Raw genomic sequence first — 25,899 nt, forward strand, 5'->3', positions numbered from 1 at the left:
GGGGCGTGGCCGCACCGGGTACGCGCAGCCCGGTACGGGTAGGACGGCGGGCCTGACGACGAAAGGGTGCCGCGATGTCCGACGACCGGATCCTGGGCGACCTCTACTCCTACGAGTCGCTGCTCGGCGACGACGAGCGCAAGGAGCTCGCCGGTATCCGGGAGTTCCTGCAGACCGAGGTCAAGCCGCGGGTCGCCGAGTGCTGGGCGACGGCCACCTTCCCGATGGACCTCATCCCCAGGTTCGCCGAGCAGGGGCTGGTCGGTCGCAGCTACGACACCGCGGGCTCGCCGCGCGCCTCCCGGCTGTTCACCGGCTTCATCTCGCTGGAGGCCTCCCGGGTCGATCCGTCCATGGCGACCTTCCTCGGCGTGCACAACGGCCTGGCGATGGGCTCGATCGTGCTGCTCGGCTCCGAGGAGCAGAAGCGGCGCTGGCTGCCCGACATGCTGGCGTTGCGCAGCATCGGCTGCTTCGCGCTGACCGAACCGCACGGCGGCTCCGACGTCGCGCTCGGGCTGGAGACGACGGTGCGCCGCGACGGGGACGCCTGGGTGCTGAGCGGCGCCAAGCGCTGGATCGGCAACGGCACCTTCGCCGACGTCGTCGTGGTCTTCGCCCGCGACGAGGACGACGGCGCGGTGAAGACCCTCGTCGTGGAGAAGGGCACTCCTGGGTTCACCGCCACCAAGATGGAGGGCAAGTACGCGCTGCGCACGGTGCAGAACGCCGATCTGGTGTTCACCGACTGCCGGGTCCCCGCGGAGAACAAGCTCGAGGGCGGCAACACCTTCAAAGACGTCAACCGGGTGCTCAAGCTGACCCGTGGCGGGGTGGCGTGGAACGCCGTCGGCTGCCAGATGGGCGCCTTCGAGGCGGCGCTGGCCTACGCCAAGGAGCGGGTGCAGTTCGGCCGGCCGATCGCGGGCTTCCAGCTCATCCAGGACCTCCTCGCCCGGATGGCGGGCAACGTGACCGCCAGCCTCGGCATGGCCGTACGGGTGGCCCAGCTGCAGGAGGAGGGCGTCTTCCGCGACGAGCACGCCGCGCTGGCCAAGGCCTTCGTCACCGGCCGCGCCCGGGAGACGGTGGCCTGGGCGCGGGAGCTGTTCGGCGGCAACGGCATCCTGCTGGAGAACGACGTGGTGCGGTTCTTCAACGACGCCGAGGCGCTGTACTCCTACGAGGGCACCAAGGAGATCAACCACCTCATCGTCGGCCGCGCGCTCACCGGACACAGCGCCTTCGTGTGACCGCACGCCCCCCTCGACGGGAGGGCGACCTCACGCGCCGATGAGGGACCGCCACCGCCGGTGGGCAAACCGGTCGGTGCCGGCCCGGGCCGTCAGCGCGGCGGCGGCGGCCGCGGAACGGGAACGGACCTCGGCTTCGTCGGCCGTGACGAGGCGCCCGCCGTCCACCACGAGCCGCCCGTCGACGTACACCCGCTCCACCTCGTCGCCGCGCTGGCTGTAGACCAGCGACGACACCGCCGCGTGCAGCGGCGTGGCGCACAGGTTGGACAGGTCCAGGACGACGACGTCGGCCCGCTTGCCCACCTCCAGGGAGCCGACGGCGTCCTCGAGGCCCACCGCCCGGGCGCCGTCGATCGTCGCCATCTCCAGCGCCTTTTCCGCGGTCATGACCTCCGGGTCGCGGTGCACCCCCTTGTGCAGCAGCGCGGCGAACTTCATGGCCTGCAGCATCGAGTGGTTCGACGACGACGCCGGCCCGTCGCTGGCCAGGCCCACGGGGATGCCGCGCCGGTGCATCGCCGGGACGGGGGCGAACCCCGAGCCCAGGTAGAGGTTCGAGCAGGGGTTGTGCGAGACCTTGGTGCCGGATTCCCCGATCAGCCTGAGGTCGTGCTCGTCTACCTGGACGCAGTGCACGGCCAGCAGGTCCGGCCCCAGCAGCCCGGTGCGCTCGGCCAGCGGCACGTCCCGGATCCCGAACCTGCGGACGGACTCCTCGACGTCGAAGGCCGACTCGGCCAGGTGCATGGTGACCAGAGCGCCGGTCCGGTCGGCCAGGGCCCGGGTCTCGCGCAGCGTCGGCTCGTCCACCGTCCAGCTCATGCACGGGGCCAGGCCGACGGTCACCCGCGATCCCGGCCGGTTCCACTCCCCGATCAGCCGTTCGGCGTCGCCCAGCGCCGCGTCCAGCGGCTGGACCAGCTCCGGCGGGGCACCGACGTCGGCGCCGGCGGTCATGTAGCCCCGGGCCACCACGCCCCGGATGCCGATGTCGGACATGGCGGACGCCACCGCGTCACCGAGCCGGGGGCGGGGGTGGACGTACATGAAGTCCACGAGCGTGGTCGTCCCGGTGGTGAGCGCCTCGGCGCACCCGTGCAGCGCTGCGGCGGAGCAGTCCTCCTCGGTCAGTTCGGCCGCCGACGGCCCGGTCATCGTGAGGAACCAGTCGGAGAGCACGCGGTCGTCACCCAGCCCCTTGAGCAGGGTCTGGAAGAGGTGGGTGTGCGTGTTGACGAAGCCCGGCAGCACCAGGCGTCCGGTGCAGTCGACGACGTGGGCGTCCGGGTGTGCCGCCCGGACCTCGGCCGTGGGCCCCACCGCCAGCACCCGGTCGGTGAAGGCCACGGCTGCGTCGTCCAGCACCCGCCGGGCGGGGTCCACGGGCACGACCGTCGCCCCGGCGAGGACGGTGACGACCCCAGCGGACGGCGGGTCCTCCCGGCTCATGCGGGGGCACCCGCGGTCGCCGACCGGAGGAGTTCCCACACCGCGGCGGGTGTGAGCGGCGTCCGGGTGACCCGGCAGCCCAGGTGTTCGATGGCGTCGGCCACGGCGTTGGCCACGGCGGTGTGCGCTCCGATGGCGCCGCCCTCCCCCATGCCCTTGACGCCCAGCGGGTTGAGCGGCGTGGTCGAGGCCAGGTGGGCGATCTCGACGTCCGGCACGTCGAGGCTGCCGGGCACCAGGTAGTCCAGGAAGGACGTCGTCTGCGGCTGGCCGTCGGGGGCGTACACCAGCTCCTCCATCAGCGCTCCGCCCAGCCCCTGGGCCACTCCGCCGACGATCTGGCCCTCGGCGTTGCGGGGGTTGACGATGCGGCCGGCGTCGTTGACCACGACGTACCGGGTGACCGTGGTGTAGCCGGTGTGCGGGTCGACCTCGACCTCGGCGACGTGGATGCCGTAGGAGTACGGGGCGGCCATGTTCTCGAAGTACTGCACCGCCTCCAGGTCCGGCTCCATCCCCGCCGGCCGGTTCCCGCCCGGCGTGGCGGCGGCGGCGACCCCGGCCCAGCCGACCCGGGAGGTCGGCACGCCCCGCACGGTGAAGGCGCCGTCCTCGAGCTCCAGGTCGGCCGGGTCGGCCTCGAGCAGGTGCGCGGCCAGCTCGCGTGCCTTGTCCCGCACCTGCCGCGCGGCCATGACCACCGACGTGCCGGCCATGACCGCGTTGCGGCTGGCGTAGGTCCCCATCCCGAACGGGAGCCGGCCGGTGTCCCCGAACACGACCTTGATGCTCTCGTGCGGGACCTGCAGCTCGTCGGCGGCGATCTGCGCCAGCATGGTCGCGGTCCCCTGCCCCTGGGGCGCGGCACCGGAGGTGATGGTGACCTCGCCGGTGGGGTCGACCCGCACGCTGCCGCCCTCGAACGGGCCGGTACCGGTGACCTGGTGGTAGACGCAGATGCCCAGACCGATCAGCCGCCCCTCGTCGCGGGCCGCCTGCTGGCGTGCGGAGAAGTCGGCGTAGCCGGCCATCTCCAGCGCCCTGTCCAGCGCGGCCGGGAAGTCCCCGCTGTCGAGGACGACGGCGGCCTCCAGCGAGACCAGCCCCGTGTCGTGGGGCAGCTCGTCGGGGGTGAGCAGGTTGCGTCGGCGCAGCTCGACCCGGTCGATGCCGAGCTCCCGCGCGGCGATGTCGAACAGCCGCTCCCGGGCGAAGGTGGCCTCCGGCACGCCGGCTCCCCGGTAGGGCGACGCCGGTGCCTTGTTGGTCGAGGCGCAGACCGCCTCGACCCGGTAGGCCGGCACCCGGTAGACCCCGCCGAGGCTGGTGCCGGCGAGCGAGGCGTTGACCAGCCCCAGGGGCCGCTGGTAGGCGCCGCAGTCGGTGATGTGCCGGGCCCGCAGGCCCAGGATCGCGCCGTCGTCGCGCAACGCCAGCTCGACCTCGTGGATCTGCTCCCGGGAGTGCGCGATGGCCAGGAAGTGCTCGTTGCGGTCCTCGATCCACTTGACCGGCCGGCCGATCCGGCCGGCGACGTAGGGCACGAGGAAGTCCTCCGGGGAGAAGTCGGCCTTGACGCCGAACCCGCCGCCGATGTCCGGGGTCACCACGCGGACGGCGCGCGCCGGCACGCCGAGCATCCCGGCCAGGATGGTCCGCATCGTGTGCGGCCACTGGGTGGAGGCCCAGACGGTCAGCTCCCCGGTCACCGGGTCGCGGTGCGCGACCACCCCGCGGGTCTCCAGCGGGATGCCGGTGTAGCGCTGCACGTCCAGCCGCTCCCGGACGACCCGGTCGGCGCCGGCGAACGCGGCCTCCACGTCGCCGCTCTCGTAGACCATCGTCGCGGCCACGTTGTCCGGGGCGTCGTCGTGCAGCACCGGGGCGCCGGGCTGGATCGCCGCGGAGGCGTCCACCACCGCCTCGAGCGGTTCGTAGTCCACCTCGATCAGCTCGAGGGCGTCCTCGGCGACGTGCCGGCTCTCGGCGACCACGACCGCCACCGGGTCGCCGACGTAGCGGACGGTGTCGACCGCCAGCGGGTACTGGGGCGCCGGACGGAAGGACTCCACCGCGAACAGGGCCGGGATGGCCGGCTGGTCGCGCCCCAGCTCGGCGGCGGAGAAGGCGTCCACGACCCCGGCCAGGGCGCGGGCCGGACCCACGTCGACCGACCGGATCCGTGCGTGCGCCTCCGGGCTCCGCAGCACCGCCATGTGCAGCACGCCGGGGATGCGCAGATCGTCGACGTAGGCGCCCTCACCGCGCAGCAGCCGCGGGTCCTCCGTCCGCCGGACGCTGGCACCGACCGTCTGCACGCCCATGTCAGCGCTCCCAGCTCTCGTCGGCAGCCTGGATGGAGCGGACGATGCCCTGGTAACCGGTGCACCGGCACAGGTTGCCCGACAGCGCCTCCCGGATCTCCGCCTCGCTCACGCCGTGCCGCTCCCGCAGGAGGTCGTAGGCGGTCAGCAGGATCCCGGGGGTGCAGAACCCGCACTGCAGACCGTGGTGCTCCCAGAACGCCTGCTGGAGGGGGTGCAGCTCGTCCCCGGTCGCCAGGGCCTCCACCGTGGTGACCTCGTGACCGTCGGCCTGCACGGCGAACAGCAGGCAGCCCCGGACGGGTTCGGCGTCCAGCAGGACGGTGCAGGCGCCGCAGACCCCGTGCTCGCAGCCGACGTGCGACCCGGTCAGGCCGAGGTCCTCCCTGAGGAAGTCGACCAGTGAGGTCCGCACCGGCACCGGCCGCTCGTGGACGGCGCCGTTGACCGTGACCCGGATCGTCACCTCCTGCACCCCGGCGGCGGGTCCGGCCGCCGCGGGGTCGACGACGCTCTCCTGCTGGACGTCCATCGTCTGCTCGCTCTCCGGCCGGTCCTCGCCGGGCCGACCATCGGTCCGGGGGTCAGGCGGCGGCCGCTGCGCCGGTCGGGCTGGTGGCGTCGAGGAGGGCCCGCTGCAGGAGGTGTCCGGCCAGAGCGCGCCGGTAGCCGGCCGAGCCGTGGGTGTCCGACGGCGGGTCGAGCCGAGCGCAGAGGTCGTCGGCGAGCTCGGCGATCAGCTGCGGCCGTGGCACCTCACCGACCAGCCCGGCGGCGACGTCCGGGGCCTCGACCGTGCTGGCCCCCACGCCGGCGAGCGCGACGCCGGCCCGGACCACCCGTCCGTCGGCCATGGCCACCACCGCGGCCACGGCCACCTGGGCGAAGTCGCCCCGCCGCCGGCTGACCTCGAGCAGGCAGCTGCGCGTCCCCTCCGGCCAGCTCGGCACCCGCACCCGGGTGAGCAGCTCGTCGGGTCGCAGCGCCGTGGTGAAGAACCCCTGGAAAAACTCGTGCGGGGCGATCTCGCGCTCGCCGTCCCGGCTCCGGGCGACGAGGGTGGCGCCGAGTGCGCTGACGGCGGCAGGGAGCTCCGCGGCCGGGTCGGCGTGGGCCAGGCTGCCGCCGACGGTTCCACGGGTGCGGATGTGCAGGTGCCCGATGTGGCCGGCCGCCTCGCCCAACAGGGCCCAACCCCCGTCCTGGGCGCCGGAGCCTCCGGCCGACAGCCGACGCTCGAGGGTCCGCTGCCGGGTGGTCGCCCCGACGGAGAGCGTCCCGTCCTCGACCTCGATGCCGTCGAGGCCCGTGACCGAGTTGACGTCGATGAGCACGGCCGGGCGGGCCAACCGGAAGTTGAGCATGGGGACGAGGCTCTGTCCGCCGGCGAGCACCTTGGCGTCCTCGCCGTGCTCCCGCAGGAGCTCGACGGTCTCCTCGATGCTCCTGGGGGCGAGGTACTGGAACGGAGCTGGTTTCACGAGGGCTCCCTGTGGCTCCCGCGCGGGCCGTCCGGTCTGGTCGCGGTGTCCGTGCGAGGTCGTGTCCGTGCGAGGTCATCGTCGCGATCGCGAGCCGCCGGCGCCACGGACGTTGTGGTGCAGCTTGGCGGCGAGGACTGGACGTTTCGTCCGGCTGCTGCTGGGCTCCTCCCGTGACGGTGACCCTGGCCGAGGTGCTGGCGCTGGACGTCCTGCGCCGTGCGGACCCCCAGGTCGTCGTGGGAGGGGAGCTGCTCGACCGCCCGGTGCGGTGGGTGCACACCAGCGAGCTGGCCGAGGCCGCCTACCTGCTCAAGGGCGGCGAGCTGCTGCTCACCACCGGCCTGGGCATCACCGGACGGGGCGCGGTGGGCGAGGCCGCCTACGTCGAGGCGTTGGCCCACCGTGGGGTGGCCGCGCTGGCGCTGGAGCTGGGCTGGACGTTCCCCGAGGCGCCGCCCGCCCTCGTGCAGGCCTGCCGACGACACGCTCTGCCCCTGCTCGTCCTGCGCGAGATCGTCCCGTTCGTCGAGATCACCGAGCGGGTGCAGGCGGCGATCCTGGACCGTGCGGCCGGGACGGCGCGCCGGGAGCGGGAGCTGCGCGAGGTGTTGACCGATGCCCTGCTCGACGGTGCAGGCCCGCAGGAGCTCGCCGCTGTCCTCGCCGACCTGGTGGCCGCCCCGGTGGTCGTGACGACCGCGGAGGGTGCTCTGGTGGCGGCCGCTGGGACGGACGCCGGCTCCGGAGGCCGGCGTGGGCGCCCCGTCGCGCGCCGGGACGTCGTCCTGTTCGACCGGCACTGGGGCCAGGTCGCGGTCCTCCCTCCGGCTCGGCCCGACGACCCCCTCGTCCCCGCCGCGTGCGGGTACGGCGCCGAGGCGCTCGGGCTGGCGCTGCTCCGCTCCACCGCCGACGACGACCTGCAGGCCCGCCGGCGCTGCCTGGTCGACGACCTCGCCGAGCGGCGCTGGCGGAGCCCGGCCGAGCTGGTCACCCGGGCACGGGTCCTCGGGTTGCCCTTCCCCGCGGAAGCCCGGTACGCGGCCCTGGTCCTCACGGGCCTGAGCCCGGTCGACCCCGACGCGGCGGTCCGGGCGGTCACCGGCGCGCTGGCGCCCGGAACCGCCCTGGTGGCCGACGTCGGTGAGGACGTGGTGGTCGTCGTCAGGACGTCGGCGCCGACGGTCACCGCACGTGTGGTGCTGCACGCGGTCGACGCGCTGGGGCCGACCGACGCTCGGGTCGTGGCCGGCACGGTCGTTCCCCGGCTGGAGGACGTCGACCGCTCACTGGCACGCGCCCGCGCGGCCGTCGGCCTGGCTCCTCCCGACGACGATCGGGTGGTCTCCGCGGCGGCGCTGACCGCCCAACTGCTGCTCGCCGGTGTCCGCGGCGGGTCGCTGGCCGAGCAGCTGGTGCACGAGGAGATCGGCCCGCTGCTCCGGTACGACGCCGCCCACGGGACCGAGCTGGCCCCTACCCTGCGGGTGTACCTCGCCCACGACTCGTCGAAGGTGCGGACCGCGCAGTTCCTGCGGCTGCGTCGCCAGACGCTGTACGGCCGGCTGCAGCGGATCCGTGAGCTGATCGGGGACGTCTCCGCGCCGCACCGGCACACCGCACTCGTCCTGGCGCTGGCCCTCGACGAGCTGAGCGGGTCATCGCCCGTGGCTCAGCGGCCGGTCATCCGGCCCAGCGGCCCGCCGCCGAGCTTGGAGACCACCTCCTGGGGCTGCAGGCCGTAGGAGTTCAGCAACTCCACGTGCTCGTCGGTGTCGACCCGGTCGGGCAGCTCCCGCGCAGCCTGCTCGGCCGTCGACGCCTCCCCCTTGGCGCGCAGCAGTTCGAGGACCTGTTCCTTGTCGATCTGCACCGATCTGGACTACCCCGTGCCCTCGGCCCCCTACCCCCGGAGGCAGCCGGGACCAGCCCGGCCCCGCGCTCTCCACCGCGGTCGCCTCCGTGGAAGGGCGCCGGTTCCCGGGCCCTCGGTCGGTCGTGGCCCTCGGCCTCGCCCTGCTGCAGGGCTGCGATGAACCCCTCGACGGCGACCTGCGCCCGCCCGGATCCCGACTGCGTCATGTCGTGTCCTCGTCCCGCCGTGGCGTCGTCCTCGGCCGCCGTCCCCCGACCCGGCAGAGGACGCACAGGGTGTTCTGGACCGGGCCGGGTGTCAAGATCTGCCGGCGAGCCCGCTGGAGCACCTGACGCAGACGGTGCCGGTGGCCGGAGGAGGAGGCGTCGACCCCTCCTCCACCGACCGCGTGGATCAGCGGTTGCCGCCGCCGATCATGGGGTCGTCGCCGCTGTCCCGCACACTCCTCTCGACGCCCTCGGTGGACGACGGGGCGGTGTAGCCCTCCGGGCTGGACTCCTCGACCAGCACGTCGTCCCGGACGACGGCGTCCGCCGGTGGCTGCTCGACGACGGTCACCTCCTGCGGCTGGCGCACCCCCTGCGGCTGGTCCTCCTCCTGACCGCTCTTCGACACGGCGGCCGCGACGCCTGCTGCGGCGACACCGGCCACGGCCGCGACGCCCGCGGCGACGGCCTTCCCCGAGACCCCGGCCTTGCCGCTGTCCCCTCGCGAGCCGGAGGCGTCTCCCACACCGGGTGTGCCGACGTCGACGTGCTCGTCGACCGAGCCCCGCCACGCGCCGGTGGCGTAGCCCTCGTCCTCGATCAGGTCCTTGAACCTCTGCAGGTCGGACTTCACCTGCCGCTCCACGATCCCGAGCTTGTCGCCCACCTGCTCCACGACGCCCTCGGGCTCGTACTCCAGGGTCAGGTACACGGTCGTCGCGCTCGGGCCGGTCGGCTCGAAGCGGACCGCTCCGGCGTTGGTGGCGCCGCTGGTGGCCGCCCAGGCGATCTTCTGGTCGGGCACCTGCTCGAGGATCGTCGCCTCCCACTCCCGCCGCACACCGGCGATCTCGGCGACCCAGTGCAGGCGCCGGTCGTCGAGCTGGCGCACCTCCTCGACGCCGCCCATGAAGTGCGGGAAGTCCTCGAACTGGGTCCACTGGTTGTAGGCCTGGTCCACCGGCACGTCGACCTGGATCGACTTCTCGACCTTGGTGCTCATCGCTGACCCCCTCGTCGCAGGACACCCGGATCACCCGCGCTACCCCGGCCGCGCGGAGGTGATGCACGCCACAACGGACGAGGAGGGCCGCCGGCCGGTTCCGGGTGTCCGACGTACTGTCGACGACGTGAGCGTCGCACCGCCACCGACCGTCACCCTCGGCCACCGCTTCGCCCGCGAGCTCCCGGAGCTGGCCCTCCCCTGGCAGGCCGAGGAGGCTCCCGACCCGCGGCTGCTGGTGCTCAACGAGCCGCTGGCCGCCGAGCTCGGCCTCGACCCCGACTGGCTGCGGACCCCCGAGGGCACCGGCCTGCTGACCGGCACGGTCGTTCCCGACGGTGCCACGCCGGTGGCGCAGGCCTACGCCGGGCACCAGTTCGGCGGGTTCGTCCCGCGTCTCGGCGACGGGCGCGCTCTCCTGCTCGGCGAGCTCGTCGACGCCGACGGTCACCTCCGCGACCTACACCTCAAGGGCTCGGGCCGCACGCCGTTCGCGCGCGGCGGCGCCGACGGCCGGGCCGCGGTCGGTCCGATGCTGCGCGAGTACGTGGTCAGCGAGGCGATGCACGCCCTCGGCATCCCGACGACCCGCTCCCTCGCCGTGGTGGCGACCGGGCGCCTGGTGCGCCGGGAGACCCTGCTGCCCGGGGCCGTCCTGGCCCGGGTGGCCAGCAGCCACCTGCGCGTGGGGACCTTCCAGTACGCCCGCGTCACCGGCGACGTCGACCTCCTGCGCCGCCTCGCCGACTCCGCGATCCCCCGGCACGGGGTCGGCGTGGGCGATGGTGAGGCCGCGGAGGCCGAGCACCCGTACCTGGCCCTCTTCGAGTCGGTGCTCGCGGCCCAGGCGTCGCTGGTGGCCCGGTGGATGCTGGTGGGGTTCGTGCACGGGGTGATGAACACCGACAACACGACGATCTCGGGCGAGACCATCGACTACGGTCCGTGCGCGTTCATGGAGGCCTACGACCCGGCCACGGTCTACAGCTCGATCGACACCGGCGGGCGATACGCCTACGGCAACCAGCCGGCCGTGGTCCAGTGGAACCTCGCCCGGTTCGCCGAGGCCCTGCTCCCCCTGTTCTCCGACGACGTCGAGCAGGCGGTCGCGCTCGCGACGGAGTCGCTCGGCGCCTTCCCCGGGCAGTACGACGCCGCGTGGTCGGCCGGCATGCGCGCCAAGCTCGGCCTGCCCGAGGGCCTGGACGACGCCGTGGCCCGGCCGCTGGTCGAGGAGCTGCTGGCCCAGCTACAGCAGAGCTCCGTCGACTTCACCTCGTTCTTCCGCGCCCTCGGGGCGGCCGCCCGCGGCGACGCAGAGCCCGCGCGCGAGCTGTTCCTCGACCTCGCGGCGTTCGACGGCTGGCTGGAGCGCTGGCGGGCCCTGGGGCCGGACGCCGAGGTGATGGACCGGGTCAACCCCGTCTACACCCCCCGCAACCACCTGGTCGAGGAGGCCCTCGCCGCCGCGACCGAGGGCGACCTGGACCCGCTCGAACGGCTCCTGGACGCCGTGACCGGGCCCTTCGAGGAGCGCGCCGGCCTCGAGCGGTACGCGGCCCCTGCTCCGCAGGACTTCGGCGTCTACCGGACCTTCTGCGGCACCTGAGGCGGCTGTGGCGGCTGTGGCGGCTGTGGCGGCTGTGGCGGAAGCGTTCCACCGGGCGTTCGGTCCGCCGATGAGGGAGGCATGCGCGCCAGCCACGTCACCACCGCCCTCGCCGCCTTCACCGCCGGCCTGACCGCGGCAACGGCTCTGCACCGACGCGCGGAGCGTTCCGTGCCGGTGACCGCGGCCGCTCCCGCTGCGGACCTCCGCCCGCCGGCGGACGGCGACGCCGTCGTCCTGCCCTTCGCCCGCCCGGCGGCAGCCGCGCCGGCGGCCGAGCGGCCCGCGGCTCCGACCCGCTGCGGGGACAGCGGCGGCCGGACCAGGGCCGGTGCGCCGTGCGGTGCCCGGGCCACCACCGGGGGCCGCTGCCACCACCACCGGCTGGCGGCCTGATCCCGCTGGTCCGTCACCGACCGCGGGACGTCGCACCCCTGCGGTAGACAGCGGGGGTGCGACGGGCGACGGGAGCCGAGGTCCTCGACCGGCGGACGCTGAACCGCGCCACGCTCGAACGGCAACTGCTGCTGCGGCGGGATCCGCGGACCGCGGTCGACGCCGTCGAGCACCTGGTCGGCCTGCAGGCGCAGGAGCCCCAGGAGCCGTACGTCGGCCTGTGGTCGCGGTCGGCCTCGTTCGCACCGGGCGACCTCGTCGACCTGCTCAAGACCCGGCGCGTCGTCCGTACGCTGCTCATGCGCCGGACGCTGCACCTGGTCACCGCCGCGGACTGCCTGACCCTCCGGCCGGTGCACCAGCCGATGCTGGTCGCGCGCATGGTCGGCACCCTGGGACGCCGGCTGCCCGGGGTCGACCTGGAGGCACTCGGCGCGGCCGGGCAGGCCCTGTTCGCCGAGGAACCGCGGACGCTGCCCGAGGTGGGACGTCGTCTCGGCGACCGCTGGCCCGGCGTCGCCGCGCGGGACCTCGGCGATGCCCTCTCCAGCCTGGTGCCGCTGGTGCAGACGCCGCCGCGGGGGCTGTGGCGCCGGCAGGCACCGGCCCGCAACACGACGGTGGGCGCCTGGCTCGGGCGCGAGCCGGAGACGCCGGAGCAGGACGACGTGCTCGCGGCTCTGGTGCTGCGCTACCTGCGGGCCCACGGGCCGGCCGCGGGTGCGGACCTGCGGGCCTGGTCCGGGCTGAGCGGTCTGCCGCCGGTCGTCGAGCGGCTGCGGCCGCGCTTTCGGACCTTCCGCGACGAGCGCGGCCGCGAGCTGCTCGACGTCCCCGACGGCCCGCTGCCCGACGGCGAGCAGAGCGCACCGGTCCGCTTCCTGCCCGCCTTCGACAACGCCGTCCTCGGCTACGACGACCGCTCGCGGATCGTCGGCGACGAGCACCGGGGCCTGAGCGTGACGGGGGCACGGTTCGTCCTGGTCGACGGCTTCGTGGCGGCCACGTGGACGAGCAGCGACCGCGCGGACGGCGGGGTCGCGGTCACGGTCCGGCCGCTGCGCCCGCTGGACGCGCACGAGCGTGATGGCCTCGAGGCAGAGGGAGCGAACCTGGCCGCCTTCCTGGGCGACGGGACGCCGGGATCGCTGACGGTGGCGGACCCGTAGGCACGCGCCGGCTCGCACGGTGGAGCGGGACGACCAGCGGGTGTCACACCCGGATCGCGGCCGGGGTCATGTGGCACCACCCGGCGGTGTTCGAGGACTCGATGGGCGTCGGCCGGAAGGTCGACCCGTGGCACCGGCTGGATCGCAACCTGGCGTCCTTCGCCGCCATGGCCGCGGCCGGCGTGATCGGCTGCGGCGTCTGCCTCGATCTCCACTACTCCATGACGCACGACCGCGGGCTCGACGAGGCCAAGGCGCGGGAGGTACCGCGGTGGCGGGAGTCCACCGCCTTCACCACCCCCTGGAGGGCAGGGTCATGGAGTCCGCCGAGGCGGTGAGCCGGACCCCGCCGGCCGTGACCGACGAGATGTCGGCCGCCCTGCTCTCGGGCCTGGGCGCACCCGCGCTCGTCGAGCTGACCGCCCGGATCGGGATGATGAACACGACCGCCCGGGGGAACGTCGCACTGGGCATCCGGTCGCAGGAGTTCTCCGCGTCCTGCGGCCTGCCGCCGCTGGCGGCCCCGACGGCGGACGGCGTCGCCTCGGCGTGACCGACGATCCGTTCCTCGCCCACCGCAGCCTGCTGTTCACCGTCGCCTACGGGATGCTCCGCTCGGCCGCCGACGCCGGCGTCTGACCCAGCTGATCGTCAACCCCTTCGTCGTCTGGCGGTCGCGAGGGACGAGCCCACAGTCGTTGGCCGAGTCATCGAGTCGTTGACGGGGTCGGCCCCTGGCCTCCCTGGTTCAGGCCGGGTTGCTCAGGTCAGCTCATGAGCCCGTGCTGGTGCGTCCAGTTGGTGGCTTCGACGCGGCTGCGGACGCCGATCTTGCGGTAGATGGCGGCGCAGTGGTTGCTGACGGTGCGCACGCTCAAGCCCAGCTCGGAGGCGATCTCGGAGTCGGAGAGTCCGGCGGCGACGGCGCAGAGGATGTCGATCTGGCGGGCGGTGAGGACGCTGTGCGGCTGTGCCGCGCCGTCCGTCCTGTCCGGGTCGACCCGGACGGCGACCGTGGTGGCGTAGTCGAGGGCGAGGCAGAGGGCTGCTTCGGCGGAGAGCCGGGCTCCTTCGCGGCCGAGTGTGGTGTAGCGGTGGGGGCCGAGGCGGCGTCGCACGGTGCGCAGGGCGTCGTCATAGCGCGCACGGCGGGCGGGGACGAGGACCGAGTGCAGCACCGGGGTGAGGTGTTCGAGCCGGCCTTGCAGGGTCGCGGCGGCTTCCAGGTCGCCGGTTTCGGCGGCCAGGGTGACCAGGGTGACGTGGGTGAGGGCGGGTTGGATGGTGTCGGCGGCCCTGAACTGGTCGACGAGCTGCAGGTGCTCGACTGCGGCCGTGGCGGCGCCGGAGTAGTCGTGGTCGAGCAGCAGCCGGCCGGCAGAGACGGCGAGGAGGTAGCTGCGGGCGTACTGGTCGTTGACGGTGCGGCACAAGCTCAGCAGGTGGGCGATGTCGGGCAGGGCGGCAGGTGGGGGATGTGGCAGGCCGAGGAGCGCCAGGGCGGCGAGGATGGTGGCGCGGGCGTCGTCGTGGGCTTGAGCCCGGTCCAGCGCGGCCCGGCCGAGGTCGAACGCGGCGTCGGGGTCGCCGGCTTGGTGGGTGAGCATGGCGGCGTAGGCCTCGAACCGGGCCAGGCGCCGCTGGTCGCCCCGGCGTTCGCAGCGGTGGCGAGCCTCGGCGACCGCGGCGGTGGCGGTCTTGCGGTCCCCGGTCACGGGGTAGGTGGTGAACGCCAGCTCGAGGCCGAGCAGCAGGACGGTTTCCTCGGCGCAGTCGCGGGCCAGCTGCAGCCCGTCGGCGAGGCGTTGCCGAGCCCACCGGGAGTGGGCTTGGGGGTTGGTGGTGTGGCGGGTGAGCGCGGCGCTCCACAGCAGGCCGCGGGCGACCAGGTTCGGGTCGACGCCGTCGAGGGGATGGGTGGCTTCGAGGAGCTGCTCGATGCGGAGCCGGGCTGCAGCGTCGTGACCGACGGCGACCAGGTACGGTGCGCAGTCGACCGCGCACCGCAACGCGGCCAGGACCTCGCCGCTGCTGCGGTGTCGGTCCACGGCAGCCAGGATGTCGGCCCAGTAGGTGTCGAGGAGCCGGTAGGCGAGGGTCAGGTCCCCGGCCAGGTGCGCGGCACCGGCCTTCGCGGCGAGAGCGGTGACGTGACGCAGGTGCCGGTCGGCGACCTGGGCCGAGTCGGTGCCGTCGAGGTGTCCGCGGGCGTACATGCGCACCAGCGTGGGCAGGTGGTAGAGCCCCGGAACTGCAGGGTCCTGCTCGGTGCCGGGGTCGACCAGCTCGACGTCGACGAGCTCGGCGAGGGTGTCGAACAGATCCCCCACGCCGGTGCTGTCGGTGCTGCCGGTGACGGCGGCGGCGTCGTCGAGGGTGAACGGCCCGGCGAACACCGCTAGGTCGCCCAGCAACGACTGCGCCGCAGGCGGGACGTGGCGCACGGTGGCGTCCAGCGCGGCGGCCATCGACGTGTGCCGGGCCGGGCCGGGAGAGGTGTGGCGGGGGCGGGGGGCGCGGAGCAGCTCCAGGCCCGCACCGTTGCGCAGCGCGTCGACGAACGCCTCCGGCGGCAGGCTCGCGACTCGGGCGGCGGCGAGCTCGAGGGCCAGCGGGTGCCCCGACAGCAGCCGGCAGAGCCCGGTGACCGCGGCGGTGTTCATCGAGGTCAGTTGGAAGGTGGCGTCGGCCTCGGCGGCGCGGGCGGCGTAGAGGGCCACCGCGGGTGGCGTTGCCGCTGCCGGCGGGCGGAGTCGCGGCCCCGGGCCGGGAGGCGTCGACCCGGCCGTCGCCCAGGGGAGGGGCCGGACCCGGTACACGATCTCCCCCTCGACTCCGAGGGGGGTCGCGCTGGTGGCCAGTACCCGCACCCGTGGGCTGGCGGTCCGGGCCCGCTGCAGCAGCCCCCGCAGATCGAGCAGCTGCTCGGCGTCGTCGAGCACCCACAGCACGAGCTGAGCCTGCTCCGCCGCCGCAGCCGCCATCGAGTGGTCACCGGCCGCTGAGGTGAGCGGCCTGGACCGGACCGGCGCCGGTGCGCCTCGTGACGCCTTGCCCACGGACCAGGGCACCACCGGGATCCGTGCAGCCAGCCGAGTGGCGACCGCGGCCGCCACCGAGGTCTTCCCGACCCCACCCATCCCGGTCAGGGTCACCAGCTGCGTGCCCTCCCGGACGAGGAGCTCGCTCAGGTGGTCGACGTCCTCGTCGCGACCGATCACCCGACCCCGCCCCGGCCACGCCGGCTCTCCGACCGGCGTCGCTGCCGGCTGCGCGGTGACCGCATCTGCTCCCGCGTCCGAGGGGAGGGCACCAGGCACGCAGATCACCCCCCTTCGCTCTGCGCCGTCTCGCCCAGCTGGCTGACCCGATGATCGTGGAAGTCCGGCGAAGTGGAGGCCATGAGTAATTCTGCTCATCGTGGCCGGGTCGAGCCCGGCGTTAGCGTGCCGCCGCCCGACCGAGGAAGCGATGGGGTCAGCCGAGGCGCCGCAACCAGACCTCGGAGCTCCGCAGACGCGGGCACACGCCTCGACAAAGGGGGTGAACGCCGTGGAAACAGACCAGGCGGTCGGACGCGCACTCGGAACACGGCTCCTGCTCCCGGCGGTCTCGGGCTGTTCGCCGCCAGCGCCTCACCGTCACCGAACGACGGCGAGTGCGTCAACGAGAGGGTTGTCGACCCTTCTACGGGCACGTTCGAGCCCTTCGCCTCTCAGTCGTTCGTGTCCGGTGAGCGAGCACCGGAGCACACAACGGGAATCAGCAGAGCGACGGCAACAGCCGCCTCGTGACCGGCGTCAACTGTCTGCGGTTCTGAACCCGGACTCGCCTCCTCGAACGGGGCAATGGCGTCCCAGCGAAGAGTTCACCGGCGGTCGTCCCGGCAGAAGGGATCTGGGTCTGTTGCGGGAACAGGACCTGGGTCCATTGGTCCCAGCCGTCGCGAGCGCGACCCTCGATGCGTCATTCCGATCCGGGCCGGTAGCGGCTGCTGAACAGTCGGATCGGCCGGGCAGACAGCCCGCTGGCGGCTGGGGCTGGGCACGGTCCCGGCTGCGGTCGCCGACGTGCTGCTCCATCAGGTCCGTCTCGGACCGGCGCCATCCAGACCGTCACGTCGGAGGGACGACCATGACCGCCACCACACCCGTCACCACGCCCGTCAACGCTCCGGCGACCACCGGCGGCCGCATCCTCGCCTGGTTCCGGGTCAGCACCACACGCAACCGTGCCCGGCGCGTGGCCCCGGTCGCCGCACCGACGGCGATGCCGACCCGGTTCGGCGACAGCTACCTCTGGCCTGACGGCAGTTGGACGCACTCCAGCTGAACCCGACAGCGCCAGCCGCCCCACCGCATCAACGTGCCCGCGATGGCCCAGGACCTGAACCAGGTTCGAACACAGGAGGGATGACGATGAACAGAATCGCCAAGACCATGGGGGCAGCCGGTGTCAGCGCGGCCGTCCTGATCGGTCTCCCGGGTACGGCCTCGGCCGCGTTGGACAACAGCCAGAAGGACCGGATCGTGGCCCAGCACAACCTGTACCGCGACGAGGTCGGCACCCCGCCATTGGCATGGGACGACACGCTCGCGGCGGCGGCGCAGGCCTACGCCGACAAGCTGCTGCCCACCGCGCAGGCCGACGGACCCCTGCTCCACGACCCCAACAGGGGCGAGGTCGGTGAGAACCTCTACAACGCCTGGAGCTCAGGATTCGGCGCGACGGCTCCTGATCCCCTCGACGCCTTGGCTTGGTGGTACTCGGAGAAGGCCATGTACGACGCCAATCCTCAACCGGTGGGCAACTCCATCCAATCGTGGGGCCACTACTCGCAGATGGTGTGGAAGGACACCCAGCGGGTCGGCTGCGGTGCTGCCAGTGGGTCCCGAAACGGTCGCTTCGACACCGTGGTGGTGTGCCGCTATGACCCGCCGGGCAACATGATCGGCGAGATGCCGTACTGAATGCCGTACTGAGTCGTGCGACATGCCGTACTCGGTGGTGCTGCGTCGGGCGCCGGAATGCAGAGCACTCGGTGCCCGGCCCAGCACGCCCGGGTGGCATCACCGGATGAGCGCTGCGGCCCGTCGGGCCGGCAGCGGGCTCGCTGACCACCCGGTTGGGCACGGTCCCGGCCCCGGTCGCCGACGTGTTGCATCGCCGGAGCCGTCCTGGACCGGCGCCGTTCTGATCGTCTGGGTGGAGGGGATGGTCATGACACCGCACGCCGCCGTGGTCCTGCGCTCGTGGTTCCTCGGCCGGTCGCCACGGGGCTCGGCCTCGCCGTGGCACGTGGCCAGGCGGTGATGGGCGCCGTGGCGGCTGTACCGGCTCGAGCCGGACGGCGGTTCGCGTGGCGGCGTGCTGCGCTGACCGTCGTGGCGGTCGCTGTCGGGATGAGCGTGCTGACCTGCGCCAGCAGCGACGTGGCCAGCGCGTCGGGCGTGTCGGCGTCGACGAGGGACGCCACCGAGTTGGGCGCCAGGCTGCGCCCGATCATCACCGGAGCGCTGCACGAGCTGGACGTCCCGGGAGCAGTCGTCCTGGTCCGCACACCGGCCGGACAGTACGAGGAGGCGTTCGGCACCCGCCAGCTGGGCAGCAACGACCCGGTCGGGATCGATGACCACTTCCGGGTCGGATCGATCACCAAGACGATGACCGGCACCGTCGTGCTGCAACTGGTGCAGGAGCGCAGGATCGCGCTGAGCGACCCGGTCTCGAAGTACCGCCCCGATGTCCCCAACGGCGACCACATCACCATCGCGCAGCTGCTGGACATGCGCAGCGGCCTGCACAGCTACACCGAGCTCGAGTCGTTCAACCGCATCCTCGACCAGGACCCCACCAGGGTGTGGCATCCCGAGGAGCTGCTCGCGCTCGGCCTGGCCCAGCCCCCCTACTTCCCGCCCGGCGAGGGGTACCACTACTCGAACACGAACACCGTCCTACTGGGCCTGATCATCGACCAGCTCACCGGTCGCCAGCTCGCCGACGTCTTCCGCGAACGGATCTTCCAACCGCTCGGTCTGCGCCAGACGCTGCTGCCGCCGATCGAGGACAACGCCATCCCGGCTCCCCACCCACACGGCTACCTCTTCGGCACCAACCTCTCCACCCTGACCGACCCGGCGCTCCCACCCGACCAGCAGGCCGCCGTCCGCGACGGCACACTGCTGCCCAACGACGTCACCGCTCTGAACCCGTCGTGGGGCTGGGCGGCCGGAGCCGTGATCTCCACCGCCGCCGACCTGGCCGTCTACGTCAGAGCACTGGTCACCGGCGGCCTGCTCGACCGCGCCTTGCAGCAGCAGCGGCTAGACAGCCTCACCCCGGTCGATCCCGCCGATCCGGACAGCGCCTCCTACGGCCTGGCGTTGGCCCGGTTCGGGCCGATGATCGGCCACGACGGTTCGTTGCCCGGATACCAGTCGTTCATGGGCCATGACCCGGTTCGCGGGAACACCCTCATCGTCTTGACCAACCTGCAGACCGCCCCCGACGGCACCCAGCCGGCCAACGAGATCGCCAGGCGCATCCTCGCCCGGCTCTGATCCGCACAGATCCGCAACCGCCCCACCGGAGCACCCCGGCCACCACCACCAGGGGCGAGGACTCCGACGCCCGCCGGTCGATCACGGCCGTCAGCGGTCCGAAGCTGGCAGCGCAGGCAGCCCGAGCGGGCACGGCGTCACGGCTGGCAACACCCCCGACCGAGGAGCAGACGTGCACGCCTCCCTGATCATCGTCATCCTGGTGCTGCCCCTCCTCGTCGGTCTGTGGGTACAGCACCGCCTGATCCAGCGGTCCCCGGACAGCGGGATGGGTGGGCTGTCGGTCAGCGACCTGATCGAGCCCGTCCGCACACTGGCGGTGCTGCTCCTCGCATTCGTGCTGGTCTCGGCCTACAGCTCGTACGACACCGCCAGCCAGCAAGCGGCGGCCGAAGCCGGCGCGGTCCAGGCGATGGCGGAGAGTGCGGCACTGCTGACCCCGGAGTCGCGCCGCGATGTGCTGGGCCCGTTGCAGTGCTACGCCCGAGCGGTCGCCGGGCCGGACTGGCGCGCGCAGGCTGAGGGCAGCGCGTTGTCCCCGATCGCCGATGCGGCATCCCACGGCATCGATGCAGCGCTCGCACGAGCGCGCAGCGACGAGCGCAACGTCGCCGTGGTCGAGCCGATCACGTTGGAGAACAACCGCCGCATCGAGGCGCGCATCCTGCGGGCCGAGGAGGGCCAACCCGCCGTCCCCGGTCAGGCGTGGACGCTGATGCTGGTCACGGTGGCCATCACGGTGGGCGTTGCGGCGCTGCTGGGCCATCCGCCGGTACACCGGCGTCTGCAGCTGGCCGTGCTCGTCGGGACAGTGGTCGTGTACGGCCTCTCCCTGCTCATCATCCAAGACCTCGACACTCCCTTCACCGGCCCGGCGAAGATCGAGCCCACCGCGATGCTCGACGTCGAACAGCGGATCGCCGCTCTGCCCGATGGCACCGCAGTCCTCCCCTGCGACGGGCAAGGCCGCCTCCTCTGAAGATCATCAAGGGGAGCAACACCTGCAGCTCATCGAGCTGGGCGGCGCTGAGCCGGCTTCGACCGCAAGGTCGACACCCAGCGCTGGCTCGACGAGGTCGCCGCTGCCGTGGTCACCGGCTCCTACGTCGACCCGGGTGCGGGCCGGCAGACCTTCGCCCAGTACTACGCCGAGTGGTCGGCCCGCCAGGTGTGGGCGCCCGGCACCGAAACGGCGATGAGCCTGGCCGCTCGCACGTCGAGCACCGGGTCGAGAGCGTGGTCAACCGCGGCCTGGCGCCGGGCACGTGCACACCCGGATCAACGACGTCCGCGCTGTCCTGCGCGGCGCCGTCGCCGACCGGGTGATCCCGCGCGACCCGAGCGAGGGCATCGCCCTCCCCTGCCGCCGCACGGCCGCCACCATGACGCTGCGGCAGGTGTGCCTCGCGCCGTCACTGGTCGACCTGCTGGCCGAGCACGTCGCCGCCCACTGCCCGGAGGGCACCTGGCTCTTCACCGGAGAAGCGGGACAATCCCCGCACCAGAACACCGTCGGCTACCGCTGGCGCACCACCATCCGGGCCGCCGACCTCACGGGCGTGAAGCTGCACGACCTCCGGCACTCCTAGGCCTCCGGGCTCATCGCCTCCGGCTGCGACGTCGTCACCGTCCAGCGGGCCCTCGGGCACGCCAGCGCCACCACGACGCTGAACACCCACAGCCACCTCCGGCCTCCCGCGGAGGACCGCACGAGGCGGGCCGTCGATGAGGCGTGGAGTGCCATCACCGTGCCATCGGAGCGGTCAGCGACTCGCTGACCTGCATAAATGTCACTGGCTCACACGTTGAAGCGGAACTCCACGACGTCGCCGTCCTGCATGACGTAGTCCTTGCCCTCGATGCGCACCCAGCCGCGGGCCCGGGCCTCCTGCAGGGAGCCGGCCTCGACCAGCTGGTCGTAGGAGACGATCTCGGCCTTGATGAAGCCGCGCTGGAAGTCGGTGTGGATGACGCCGGCGGCCTCGGGGGCGGTGGCGCCCGTGCGGATCGTCCAGGCGCGGGCCTCCTTGGGCCCGGCGGTCAGGTAGGTCTGCAGGCCGAGGGTGGCGAAGCCGACCCGGGCCAGCTGGTGCAGGCCGGGCTCCTCCTGGCCGATGCCGGTGAGCAGCTCGGCGGCCTCGTCCTCGGGCAGCTCGACGAGCTCGGCCTCGATCTGGGCGTCCATGACGATCGCCTCGGCCGGGGCCACGAGTGCGCGCAGCTCGGCGAGGAGCGCCTCGTCGGCCAGCTCCTCCTCGTCGACGTTGAAGACGTAGAGGAACGGCTTGGTGGTCAGCAGGGTCAGCTCGCGCAGCGGCTCGGGGTCGACGCCGGCGGCGAAGAGGGTCCGCCCCTCGTCGAGCACCTCCTGGGCGGCCCGGGCGGCGTCGAGGACGGCGGCCCGCTCGCGGTCCTTGCGAGCTTCCTTCTCCAGCCGCGGGATCGCCCTCTCCAGCGTCTGCAGGTCGGCCAGGATCAGCTCGGTGTTGATCGTCTCGATGTCGTCGGCCGGTGAGACCTTGCCCTCGACGTGCACCACGTCCGGGTCGCCGAACACCCGGATCACCTGGCAGATCGCGTCGCTCTCCCGGATGTTGGCCAGGAACTTGTTGCCCAGGCCGGCCCCCTCGGAGGCGCCGCGCACGATGCCGGCGATGTCGACGAACGACACCGTCGCCGGGACGACCTTCTGCGAGGAGAACAGCTGCGCCAGCGTCTGCAGGCGGGGGTCCGGCACACCGACCACACCGACGTTGGGCTCGATGGTGGCGAACGGGTAGTTCGCCGCCAGGACGTCGTTCTTGGTCAACGCGTTGAACAGCGTCGACTTGCCGACGTTGGGCAGCCCGACGATGCCGATGGTGAGACTCACGGAGGTCCAGCCTACGTGGGCCCGCCCGCCGCGCCCGCCCGCCGTCCGGCGCCCGGCCGGCCCCCAGGAAGACGAGGCATACTGCGGCGGATGCACGTGCGCGTGCTCCTGCGCCCCGCCCTCGCCGTCCTGCTCGTCGGCAGCCTGATGGGCGTCCTCGCCGTCCCGCTGTTGCTGGCCCCCGGGATCACCCTGGGCCGGCTCGTGGACCGCGCCAACGCCCAGCCGACCACGCCGGTCGACCGGCCGCTGACCGGCAACACCCGCGTGCTCGCCGCCGACGGCTCGCTGATCGCCCAGTTCTACGAGCACGACCGGACGCTGGTCACCAGCGTCCAGATCGCCCCGGTGGTGAAGCAGGCGCTGATCGACATCGAGGACTCCCGCTTCTACCAGCACGGAGCGCTCGACCCCAAGGGCATCGCGCGGGCGGTGGTCACCGACCTGCGCTCCGGCGGCAATGCGCAGGGCGGCTCCACGCTCACCCAGCAGCTGGTCAAGCAGACCCTGGTGCAGAACGCGACGACGCCGGAGCAGCAGCAGGCGGCGGTCGCCGACAGCCTGGCCCGCAAGCTCGTCGAGGCCCGCTACGCCACCGAGCTGCAGGGTGAGTTCACCAAGGACGAGATCCTCACCCGCTACCTGAACACGGTGTACTTCGGCGCCGGCGCCTACGGGCTCGAGTCCGCGGCGCAGACCTACTTCTCCACCGACGCCGCGCACCTGACCCTCGCCCAGGCGGCGACGCTGGCCGGGCTCGTGCAGAACCCCAGCGCCCTGAACCCGATCGACCACCCGCAGGCCGCCCAGGAACGGCGCGACCAGGTCCTCACCCGCATGCACGACCTGGGCCACATCAGCGCGCAGGACCTCGTCGCCACCACGGCGCAGCCGGTCACCGTCCGGCCGGGCGGGACGGCCAACGGCTGCGCCGGCGCCGCGCTCGGCGGGTTCTTCTGCGACTACCTGCAGGACCACCTCACCGGCACCCTCGGGCTCACCCCGGACCAGCTGAGGAACGGCGGGCTGACCATCCGGACGACGCTGCGGCCGGACCTGCAGCGCGCCGGCGACCAGGCGGTCGTCGCGACGCTGCCGATGGACAGCAGCCTGGCCGCCATCTACACCGTCGTCGAACCGGGCACCGGAGCGGTGTTGGCCATGAGCGACAACCGCAGGTTCGGCTGCACGGGCACGGGCTGCACGTCGGTGGACCTCAACGTCGCCGCGGCCGCGGGGGCCGGATCGACCTACAAGCTGTTCACGGCGGCGTCGGCCATGGAGCAGGGCTACACCATGGACTTCACCCAGACGACGTCCAACCCCTACTACTCCCGGGTCTTCGAGCAGAACGGCGGCCGCGTCGGCGCCCCCTACAGCGTCGAGAACGCGACCGACCACTACCCGGCCACGCTGGACATGGCCGAGGCGTTGGTGCGCTCCTCCAACACCTACTTCGTCGCCCTCGAGGACTCACTCGGCAGCGTGGCCGGACCGGTGCGCACCGCGCAGCAGCTGGGGCTGTCCTCGCTGACCGACGACCTCGCGCACCAGTTCACCTCCGCGGAGCTGGGCTCGTTCACCCTCGGCCCGATCGCCACCAGCCCGCTCGCGCTCGCCACCGCCTACGCGACCGTCTTCTCCGGCGGCACGCGCTGCGACCCGACCCCGGTCATCGCGATCCTCACCCCCGACGGCACGCCGCTGACCGGCCCCGACGGCACGCCGGTCGACACCGGCACGCACTGCACCCCCGGCGTGCTCCCCGCCGGCATCGCCGACACCCTCACCCAGGTGCTGCGCGGCGACGTCGAGAGCTCCATCGGGACCGCGACCCGCGCGGCCGTCCCCGGCCACCAGATCGCCGGCAAGACCGGCACCACCCAGGACCACCACTCGGTCGCCTTCGTCGGGTCCACGCCGCAGTACACCGCCAGCGTCATGGTCGAGAACCCCGACACCGCCCAGGACGTCGGCGGGTACGGCGGCGACAAGGGCGCGCAGATCTGGCACGACGCGATGCAGCCGATCCTCACCGACGAGCCGGTCAGGGCCTTCCCGCCGGCCGACCCCGCCCACCTCGGCCGGCTCGCCGACCGGAGCGGGGGCACCTGCACCGCGCAGGTGGGCGACCTGCAGATCCCCTGCAGCTGACCGGCGGTCAGTTCACGCAGGAGGAGGCGGAGAAGGTCGACGTCAGGCCGTCCGACCCGACCGGGGACGGCGACGACGACGCGGCCGGTGAGGGTGCGGACGGCGACAGCGAGGCCGCCGGGGCCGTGGACCCGGCCGACCCGGCGGGCGCCACCGTGCGGCCGTCGGTGCCCAGGGTGAGCGTCACCCGGTCCACGTCGGAGGAGGCGCCCACGGCGACGCCCGGGACCGCCTCGGCCACCGCCTTGGCCTGCGCCTCCGTCCCCGGCGGGTAGGTCACCGTGGTCAGGCTGCTCGTCGTGCCCGTGTCGGCGACGGAGGCCGGAAAGCCGAGGCCCCGCAGCGCGTCGGCCTGCTGGGTGGCCAGCCCGGCGGTGTCGGTGCCGTTGACCACCTGCACGTCCACCGCCGCCGGCGCGGCCGCGGGAGCGTCGACGTAGGCCGCGGGCTCGCCGACGACCTCGGCGACGAACGCCGGCAGCGCGGCCCGGTCGACGGCCACGACGGACACGGCGTTGCCGCTGTCGTCGCGGATGGTCGGCGTCCCGAGGGTGGGGATCGTGGTGAAGGCGACGTCGCCGGAGGCGATCGCGGCGAACTGCTCGGCGAACTGCAACAGGTCCAGGCCGGGGTCGGTCTGCACCGCCGAGCCCACCGCCTGCAGCAGGCGGCGCAGCTTGGCCGGGTCGAGCAGCACCCCGCTCGAGGTGGCCTTGCGCAGCTCGGTGGAGAGGAAGTACTGCTGGCGGACCACCCGGTCCAGGTCGCCCCGCGGCAGCCCGTGCCGCTGGCGGACGAACGACAGCGCCTGCTTGGCGTCCAGGGTGGAGACCCCGGCCGGCAGGTCGGTGCCGGAGTACGGGTCGCTGGCCGGCTGGTTCAGGCACACCTGGACCGGGCCGAGCACCTGCGCCACCTGGTAGAAGCCGAGCAGCGACACCCGCACGAAGTGGTCGACGTGCAGCCCGGTCAGGTCCTGGACGGTCCGGATCAGCAGGGCCATGCCCCCGGCGTCCCCACCGCCGTTCGCGGCGCCGGCGGCGAACGCCGAGTTCAGCTTGCCCTTGCCGACGCCGGGGATGTCGACCCAGGAGTCGCGCGGCAGCGAGATCACCGTCGCCCGGCCCCCGCCGGCCGGGACGTGCAGCAGCATCATCGTGTCGGTGTTGACCGCCCCGTCGACCTCTCCCGTGCTCAGCTCGGCCAGCACCTCCGGGCTGGCGCCCTCGGGGCGGTGGTCGTCGCCGACCAGCAGCACGTTCTGCTCCGCGGACGCGCCGGAGGAGCCGGGCCCGGCGATCTGGGTGACGCTGGAGCCCAGGGTCCGGTAGGCGTACCAGCCGTAGCCGCTGCCGGCGAGCACCAGCAGCGACAGCACCGCCGCCAGGGCGCGCGCCAGCCGGACCGGGAGGCTCGCGCGCGGCTGCACCTGCTCGACGGTAGGCCCGGCTCCTGGGCGTCACCTGGGCGGCGGCGTGGAGAACAAATTCCCGGTGCCGGGCGGGACCGCGTCCCGTGGCGGCCACGACCCTGCGTGTGCC

The 25,899-nt window shown here is 73.3% G+C and carries 22 protein-coding genes; 13 read left to right on the forward strand and 9 right to left on the reverse strand.

Going from position 1 to position 25,899, the window contains the following annotated elements; genetic code table 11:
- Positions 1-74: 74 nt before the first annotated feature.
- The gene (locus tag DQ238_RS10220; RefSeq protein ID WP_113781184.1) at positions 75-1,253 is read left to right on the forward strand and encodes an acyl-CoA dehydrogenase family protein; all 1,179 of its coding nucleotides are present in this window, start codon (positions 75-77) and stop codon (positions 1,251-1,253) included.
- Between the two features lie 30 nt (positions 1,254-1,283).
- On the opposite strand, the gene DQ238_RS10225 is transcribed toward DQ238_RS10220, so the two are convergent.
- The 4 genes from DQ238_RS10225 to DQ238_RS10240 are packed head-to-tail and all read right to left on the reverse strand — an operon-like array spanning position 1,284 to position 6,510.
- Positions 1,284-2,705, reverse strand: coding sequence for an amidohydrolase family protein (locus tag DQ238_RS10225; protein ID WP_113781185.1), 1,422 nt, complete (start codon positions 2,703-2,705; stop codon positions 1,284-1,286).
- Entirely contained in the window at positions 2,702-5,029 is a 2,328-nt protein-coding gene (locus DQ238_RS10230; protein ID WP_113781186.1) for a xanthine dehydrogenase family protein molybdopterin-binding subunit, read from the reverse strand. Before DQ238_RS10230 ends, DQ238_RS10225 begins: the two co-directional genes overlap by 4 nt.
- Before the next feature lies 1 nt (position 5,030).
- Positions 5,031-5,561, reverse strand: a complete 531-nt coding sequence (locus tag DQ238_RS10235) for a (2Fe-2S)-binding protein (RefSeq protein ID WP_113781187.1) — start codon at positions 5,559-5,561, stop codon at positions 5,031-5,033.
- A gap of 52 nt (positions 5,562-5,613) precedes the next feature.
- Positions 5,614-6,510: a xanthine dehydrogenase family protein subunit M gene (locus DQ238_RS10240; RefSeq protein ID WP_113781188.1), complete on the reverse strand. Its 897-nt coding sequence runs from the start codon at positions 6,508-6,510 to the stop codon at positions 5,614-5,616.
- Positions 6,511-6,683: 173 nt separating this feature from the next.
- Between DQ238_RS10240 and DQ238_RS10245 the strand changes: the two genes are divergently transcribed.
- Positions 6,684-8,258, forward strand: a complete 1,575-nt coding sequence (locus tag DQ238_RS10245) for a PucR family transcriptional regulator (protein WP_147263043.1) — start codon at positions 6,684-6,686, stop codon at positions 8,256-8,258.
- Here DQ238_RS10245 and DQ238_RS10250 read toward each other — a convergent pair.
- On the reverse strand, positions 8,186-8,386 hold the full coding sequence (locus tag DQ238_RS10250) for a hypothetical protein (RefSeq protein WP_113781190.1): 201 nt from the start codon (positions 8,384-8,386) through the stop codon (positions 8,186-8,188). The genes DQ238_RS10245 and DQ238_RS10250 overlap by 73 nt on opposite strands.
- Positions 8,387-8,782: 396 nt before the next feature.
- On the reverse strand, positions 8,783-9,598 hold the full coding sequence (locus DQ238_RS10255) for an SRPBCC family protein (protein WP_113781191.1): 816 nt from the start codon (positions 9,596-9,598) through the stop codon (positions 8,783-8,785).
- A gap of 127 nt (positions 9,599-9,725) precedes the next feature.
- Between DQ238_RS10255 and DQ238_RS10260 the strand changes: the two genes are divergently transcribed.
- The 5 genes from DQ238_RS10260 to DQ238_RS23170 all read left to right on the forward strand — a co-directional run bounded on the left by DQ238_RS10260 (position 9,726) and on the right by DQ238_RS23170 (position 13,325).
- Positions 9,726-11,207, forward strand: a complete 1,482-nt coding sequence (locus DQ238_RS10260; RefSeq protein WP_113781192.1) for a YdiU family protein — start codon at positions 9,726-9,728, stop codon at positions 11,205-11,207.
- Positions 11,208-11,288: 81 nt separating this feature from the next.
- The gene (locus DQ238_RS23160) at positions 11,289-11,603 is read left to right on the forward strand and encodes a hypothetical protein (protein ID WP_199506251.1); all 315 of its coding nucleotides are present in this window, start codon (positions 11,289-11,291) and stop codon (positions 11,601-11,603) included.
- Positions 11,604-11,659: 56 nt separating this feature from the next.
- Positions 11,660-12,772, forward strand: a complete 1,113-nt coding sequence (locus DQ238_RS10270; protein WP_113781193.1) for a winged helix DNA-binding domain-containing protein — start codon at positions 11,660-11,662, stop codon at positions 12,770-12,772.
- 86 nt (positions 12,773-12,858) lie between these two features.
- Positions 12,859-13,110 carry a carboxymuconolactone decarboxylase family protein gene (locus DQ238_RS23165; protein ID WP_199506252.1) on the forward strand — a complete coding sequence of 84 codons (252 nt, stop codon included), beginning with the start codon at positions 12,859-12,861 and terminating at the stop codon, positions 13,108-13,110.
- A complete protein-coding gene (locus DQ238_RS23170) occupies positions 13,089-13,325 on the forward strand; it encodes a hypothetical protein (RefSeq protein ID WP_199506253.1) in 237 nt (78 codons plus the stop codon). The genes DQ238_RS23165 and DQ238_RS23170 overlap by 22 nt, the downstream gene beginning before the upstream one ends.
- A gap of 214 nt (positions 13,326-13,539) precedes the next feature.
- Here DQ238_RS23170 and DQ238_RS10280 read toward each other — a convergent pair whose 3' ends face one another.
- Positions 13,540-15,993 carry a LuxR C-terminal-related transcriptional regulator gene (locus tag DQ238_RS10280; RefSeq protein WP_158550754.1) on the reverse strand — a complete coding sequence of 818 codons (2,454 nt, stop codon included), beginning with the start codon at positions 15,991-15,993 and terminating at the stop codon, positions 13,540-13,542.
- Between the two features lie 913 nt (positions 15,994-16,906).
- Between DQ238_RS10280 and DQ238_RS10285 the strand changes: the two genes are divergently transcribed.
- The 5 genes from DQ238_RS10285 to DQ238_RS23175 all read left to right on the forward strand — a co-directional run bounded on the left by DQ238_RS10285 (position 16,907) and on the right by DQ238_RS23175 (position 20,921).
- Positions 16,907-17,104 carry a hypothetical protein gene (locus DQ238_RS10285; RefSeq protein ID WP_113781195.1) on the forward strand — a complete coding sequence of 66 codons (198 nt, stop codon included), beginning with the start codon at positions 16,907-16,909 and terminating at the stop codon, positions 17,102-17,104.
- 80 nt (positions 17,105-17,184) lie between these two features.
- Positions 17,185-17,742 carry a CAP domain-containing protein gene (locus tag DQ238_RS10290; RefSeq protein ID WP_113781196.1) on the forward strand — a complete coding sequence of 186 codons (558 nt, stop codon included), beginning with the start codon at positions 17,185-17,187 and terminating at the stop codon, positions 17,740-17,742.
- 414 nt (positions 17,743-18,156) lie between these two features.
- Entirely contained in the window at positions 18,157-19,332 is a 1,176-nt protein-coding gene (locus DQ238_RS10295; protein WP_199506254.1) for a serine hydrolase, read from the forward strand.
- 172 nt (positions 19,333-19,504) lie between these two features.
- Complete coding sequence (locus DQ238_RS10300; RefSeq protein ID WP_113781198.1) at positions 19,505-20,311, forward strand: DUF4239 domain-containing protein; 807 nt, start codon at positions 19,505-19,507, stop codon at positions 20,309-20,311.
- A 286-nt stretch (positions 20,312-20,597) separates the two neighbouring features.
- Complete coding sequence (locus DQ238_RS23175; RefSeq protein ID WP_199506255.1) at positions 20,598-20,921, forward strand: hypothetical protein; 324 nt, start codon at positions 20,598-20,600, stop codon at positions 20,919-20,921.
- Positions 20,922-21,130: 209 nt separating this feature from the next.
- On the opposite strand, the gene ychF is transcribed toward DQ238_RS23175, so the two are convergent.
- On the reverse strand, positions 21,131-22,204 hold the full coding sequence (gene ychF / locus DQ238_RS10310; RefSeq protein ID WP_113781199.1) for a redox-regulated ATPase YchF: 1,074 nt from the start codon (positions 22,202-22,204) through the stop codon (positions 21,131-21,133).
- A 90-nt stretch (positions 22,205-22,294) separates the two neighbouring features.
- On the opposite strand from ychF, the gene DQ238_RS10315 reads away from it, so the two are divergent.
- Positions 22,295-24,358, forward strand: a complete 2,064-nt coding sequence (locus DQ238_RS10315) for a transglycosylase domain-containing protein (protein ID WP_158550755.1) — start codon at positions 22,295-22,297, stop codon at positions 24,356-24,358.
- Between the two features lie 7 nt (positions 24,359-24,365).
- Here DQ238_RS10315 and DQ238_RS10320 read toward each other — a convergent pair whose 3' ends face one another.
- A complete protein-coding gene (locus DQ238_RS10320; protein ID WP_113781200.1) occupies positions 24,366-25,787 on the reverse strand; it encodes an LCP family protein in 1,422 nt (473 codons plus the stop codon).
- Positions 25,788-25,899 lie beyond the last annotated feature (112 nt).

The sequence above is a fragment of the Geodermatophilus sp. TF02-6 genome (assembly GCF_003319115.1).
In the GTDB taxonomy this organism is placed as follows: domain Bacteria; phylum Actinomycetota; class Actinomycetes; order Mycobacteriales; family Geodermatophilaceae; genus Geodermatophilus.

Coding starts and splice junctions, on each gene's coding strand:
- DQ238_RS10225 (WP_113781185.1), bottom strand. CDS start 2,705: ATGAGCCGGGAGGACCCGCCGTCCGCTGGGGTCGTCACCGTCCTCGCC.
- DQ238_RS10290 (WP_113781196.1), top strand. CDS start 17,185: ATGACGATGAACAGAATCGCCAAGACCATGGGGGCAGCCGGTGTCAGC.
- DQ238_RS10315 (WP_158550755.1), top strand. CDS start 22,295: ATGCACGTGCGCGTGCTCCTGCGCCCCGCCCTCGCCGTCCTGCTCGTC.
- DQ238_RS23170 (WP_199506253.1), top strand. CDS start 13,089: ATGGAGTCCGCCGAGGCGGTGAGCCGGACCCCGCCGGCCGTGACCGAC.
- DQ238_RS10285 (WP_113781195.1), top strand. CDS start 16,907: ATGACCGCCACCACACCCGTCACCACGCCCGTCAACGCTCCGGCGACC.
- DQ238_RS10220 (WP_113781184.1), top strand. CDS start 75: ATGTCCGACGACCGGATCCTGGGCGACCTCTACTCCTACGAGTCGCTG.
- DQ238_RS10235 (WP_113781187.1), bottom strand. CDS start 5,561: ATGGACGTCCAGCAGGAGAGCGTCGTCGACCCCGCGGCGGCCGGACCC.
- DQ238_RS10255 (WP_113781191.1), bottom strand. CDS start 9,598: ATGAGCACCAAGGTCGAGAAGTCGATCCAGGTCGACGTGCCGGTGGAC.
- DQ238_RS23160 (WP_199506251.1), top strand. CDS start 11,289: ATGCGCGCCAGCCACGTCACCACCGCCCTCGCCGCCTTCACCGCCGGC.
- DQ238_RS10230 (WP_113781186.1), bottom strand. CDS start 5,029: ATGGGCGTGCAGACGGTCGGTGCCAGCGTCCGGCGGACGGAGGACCCG.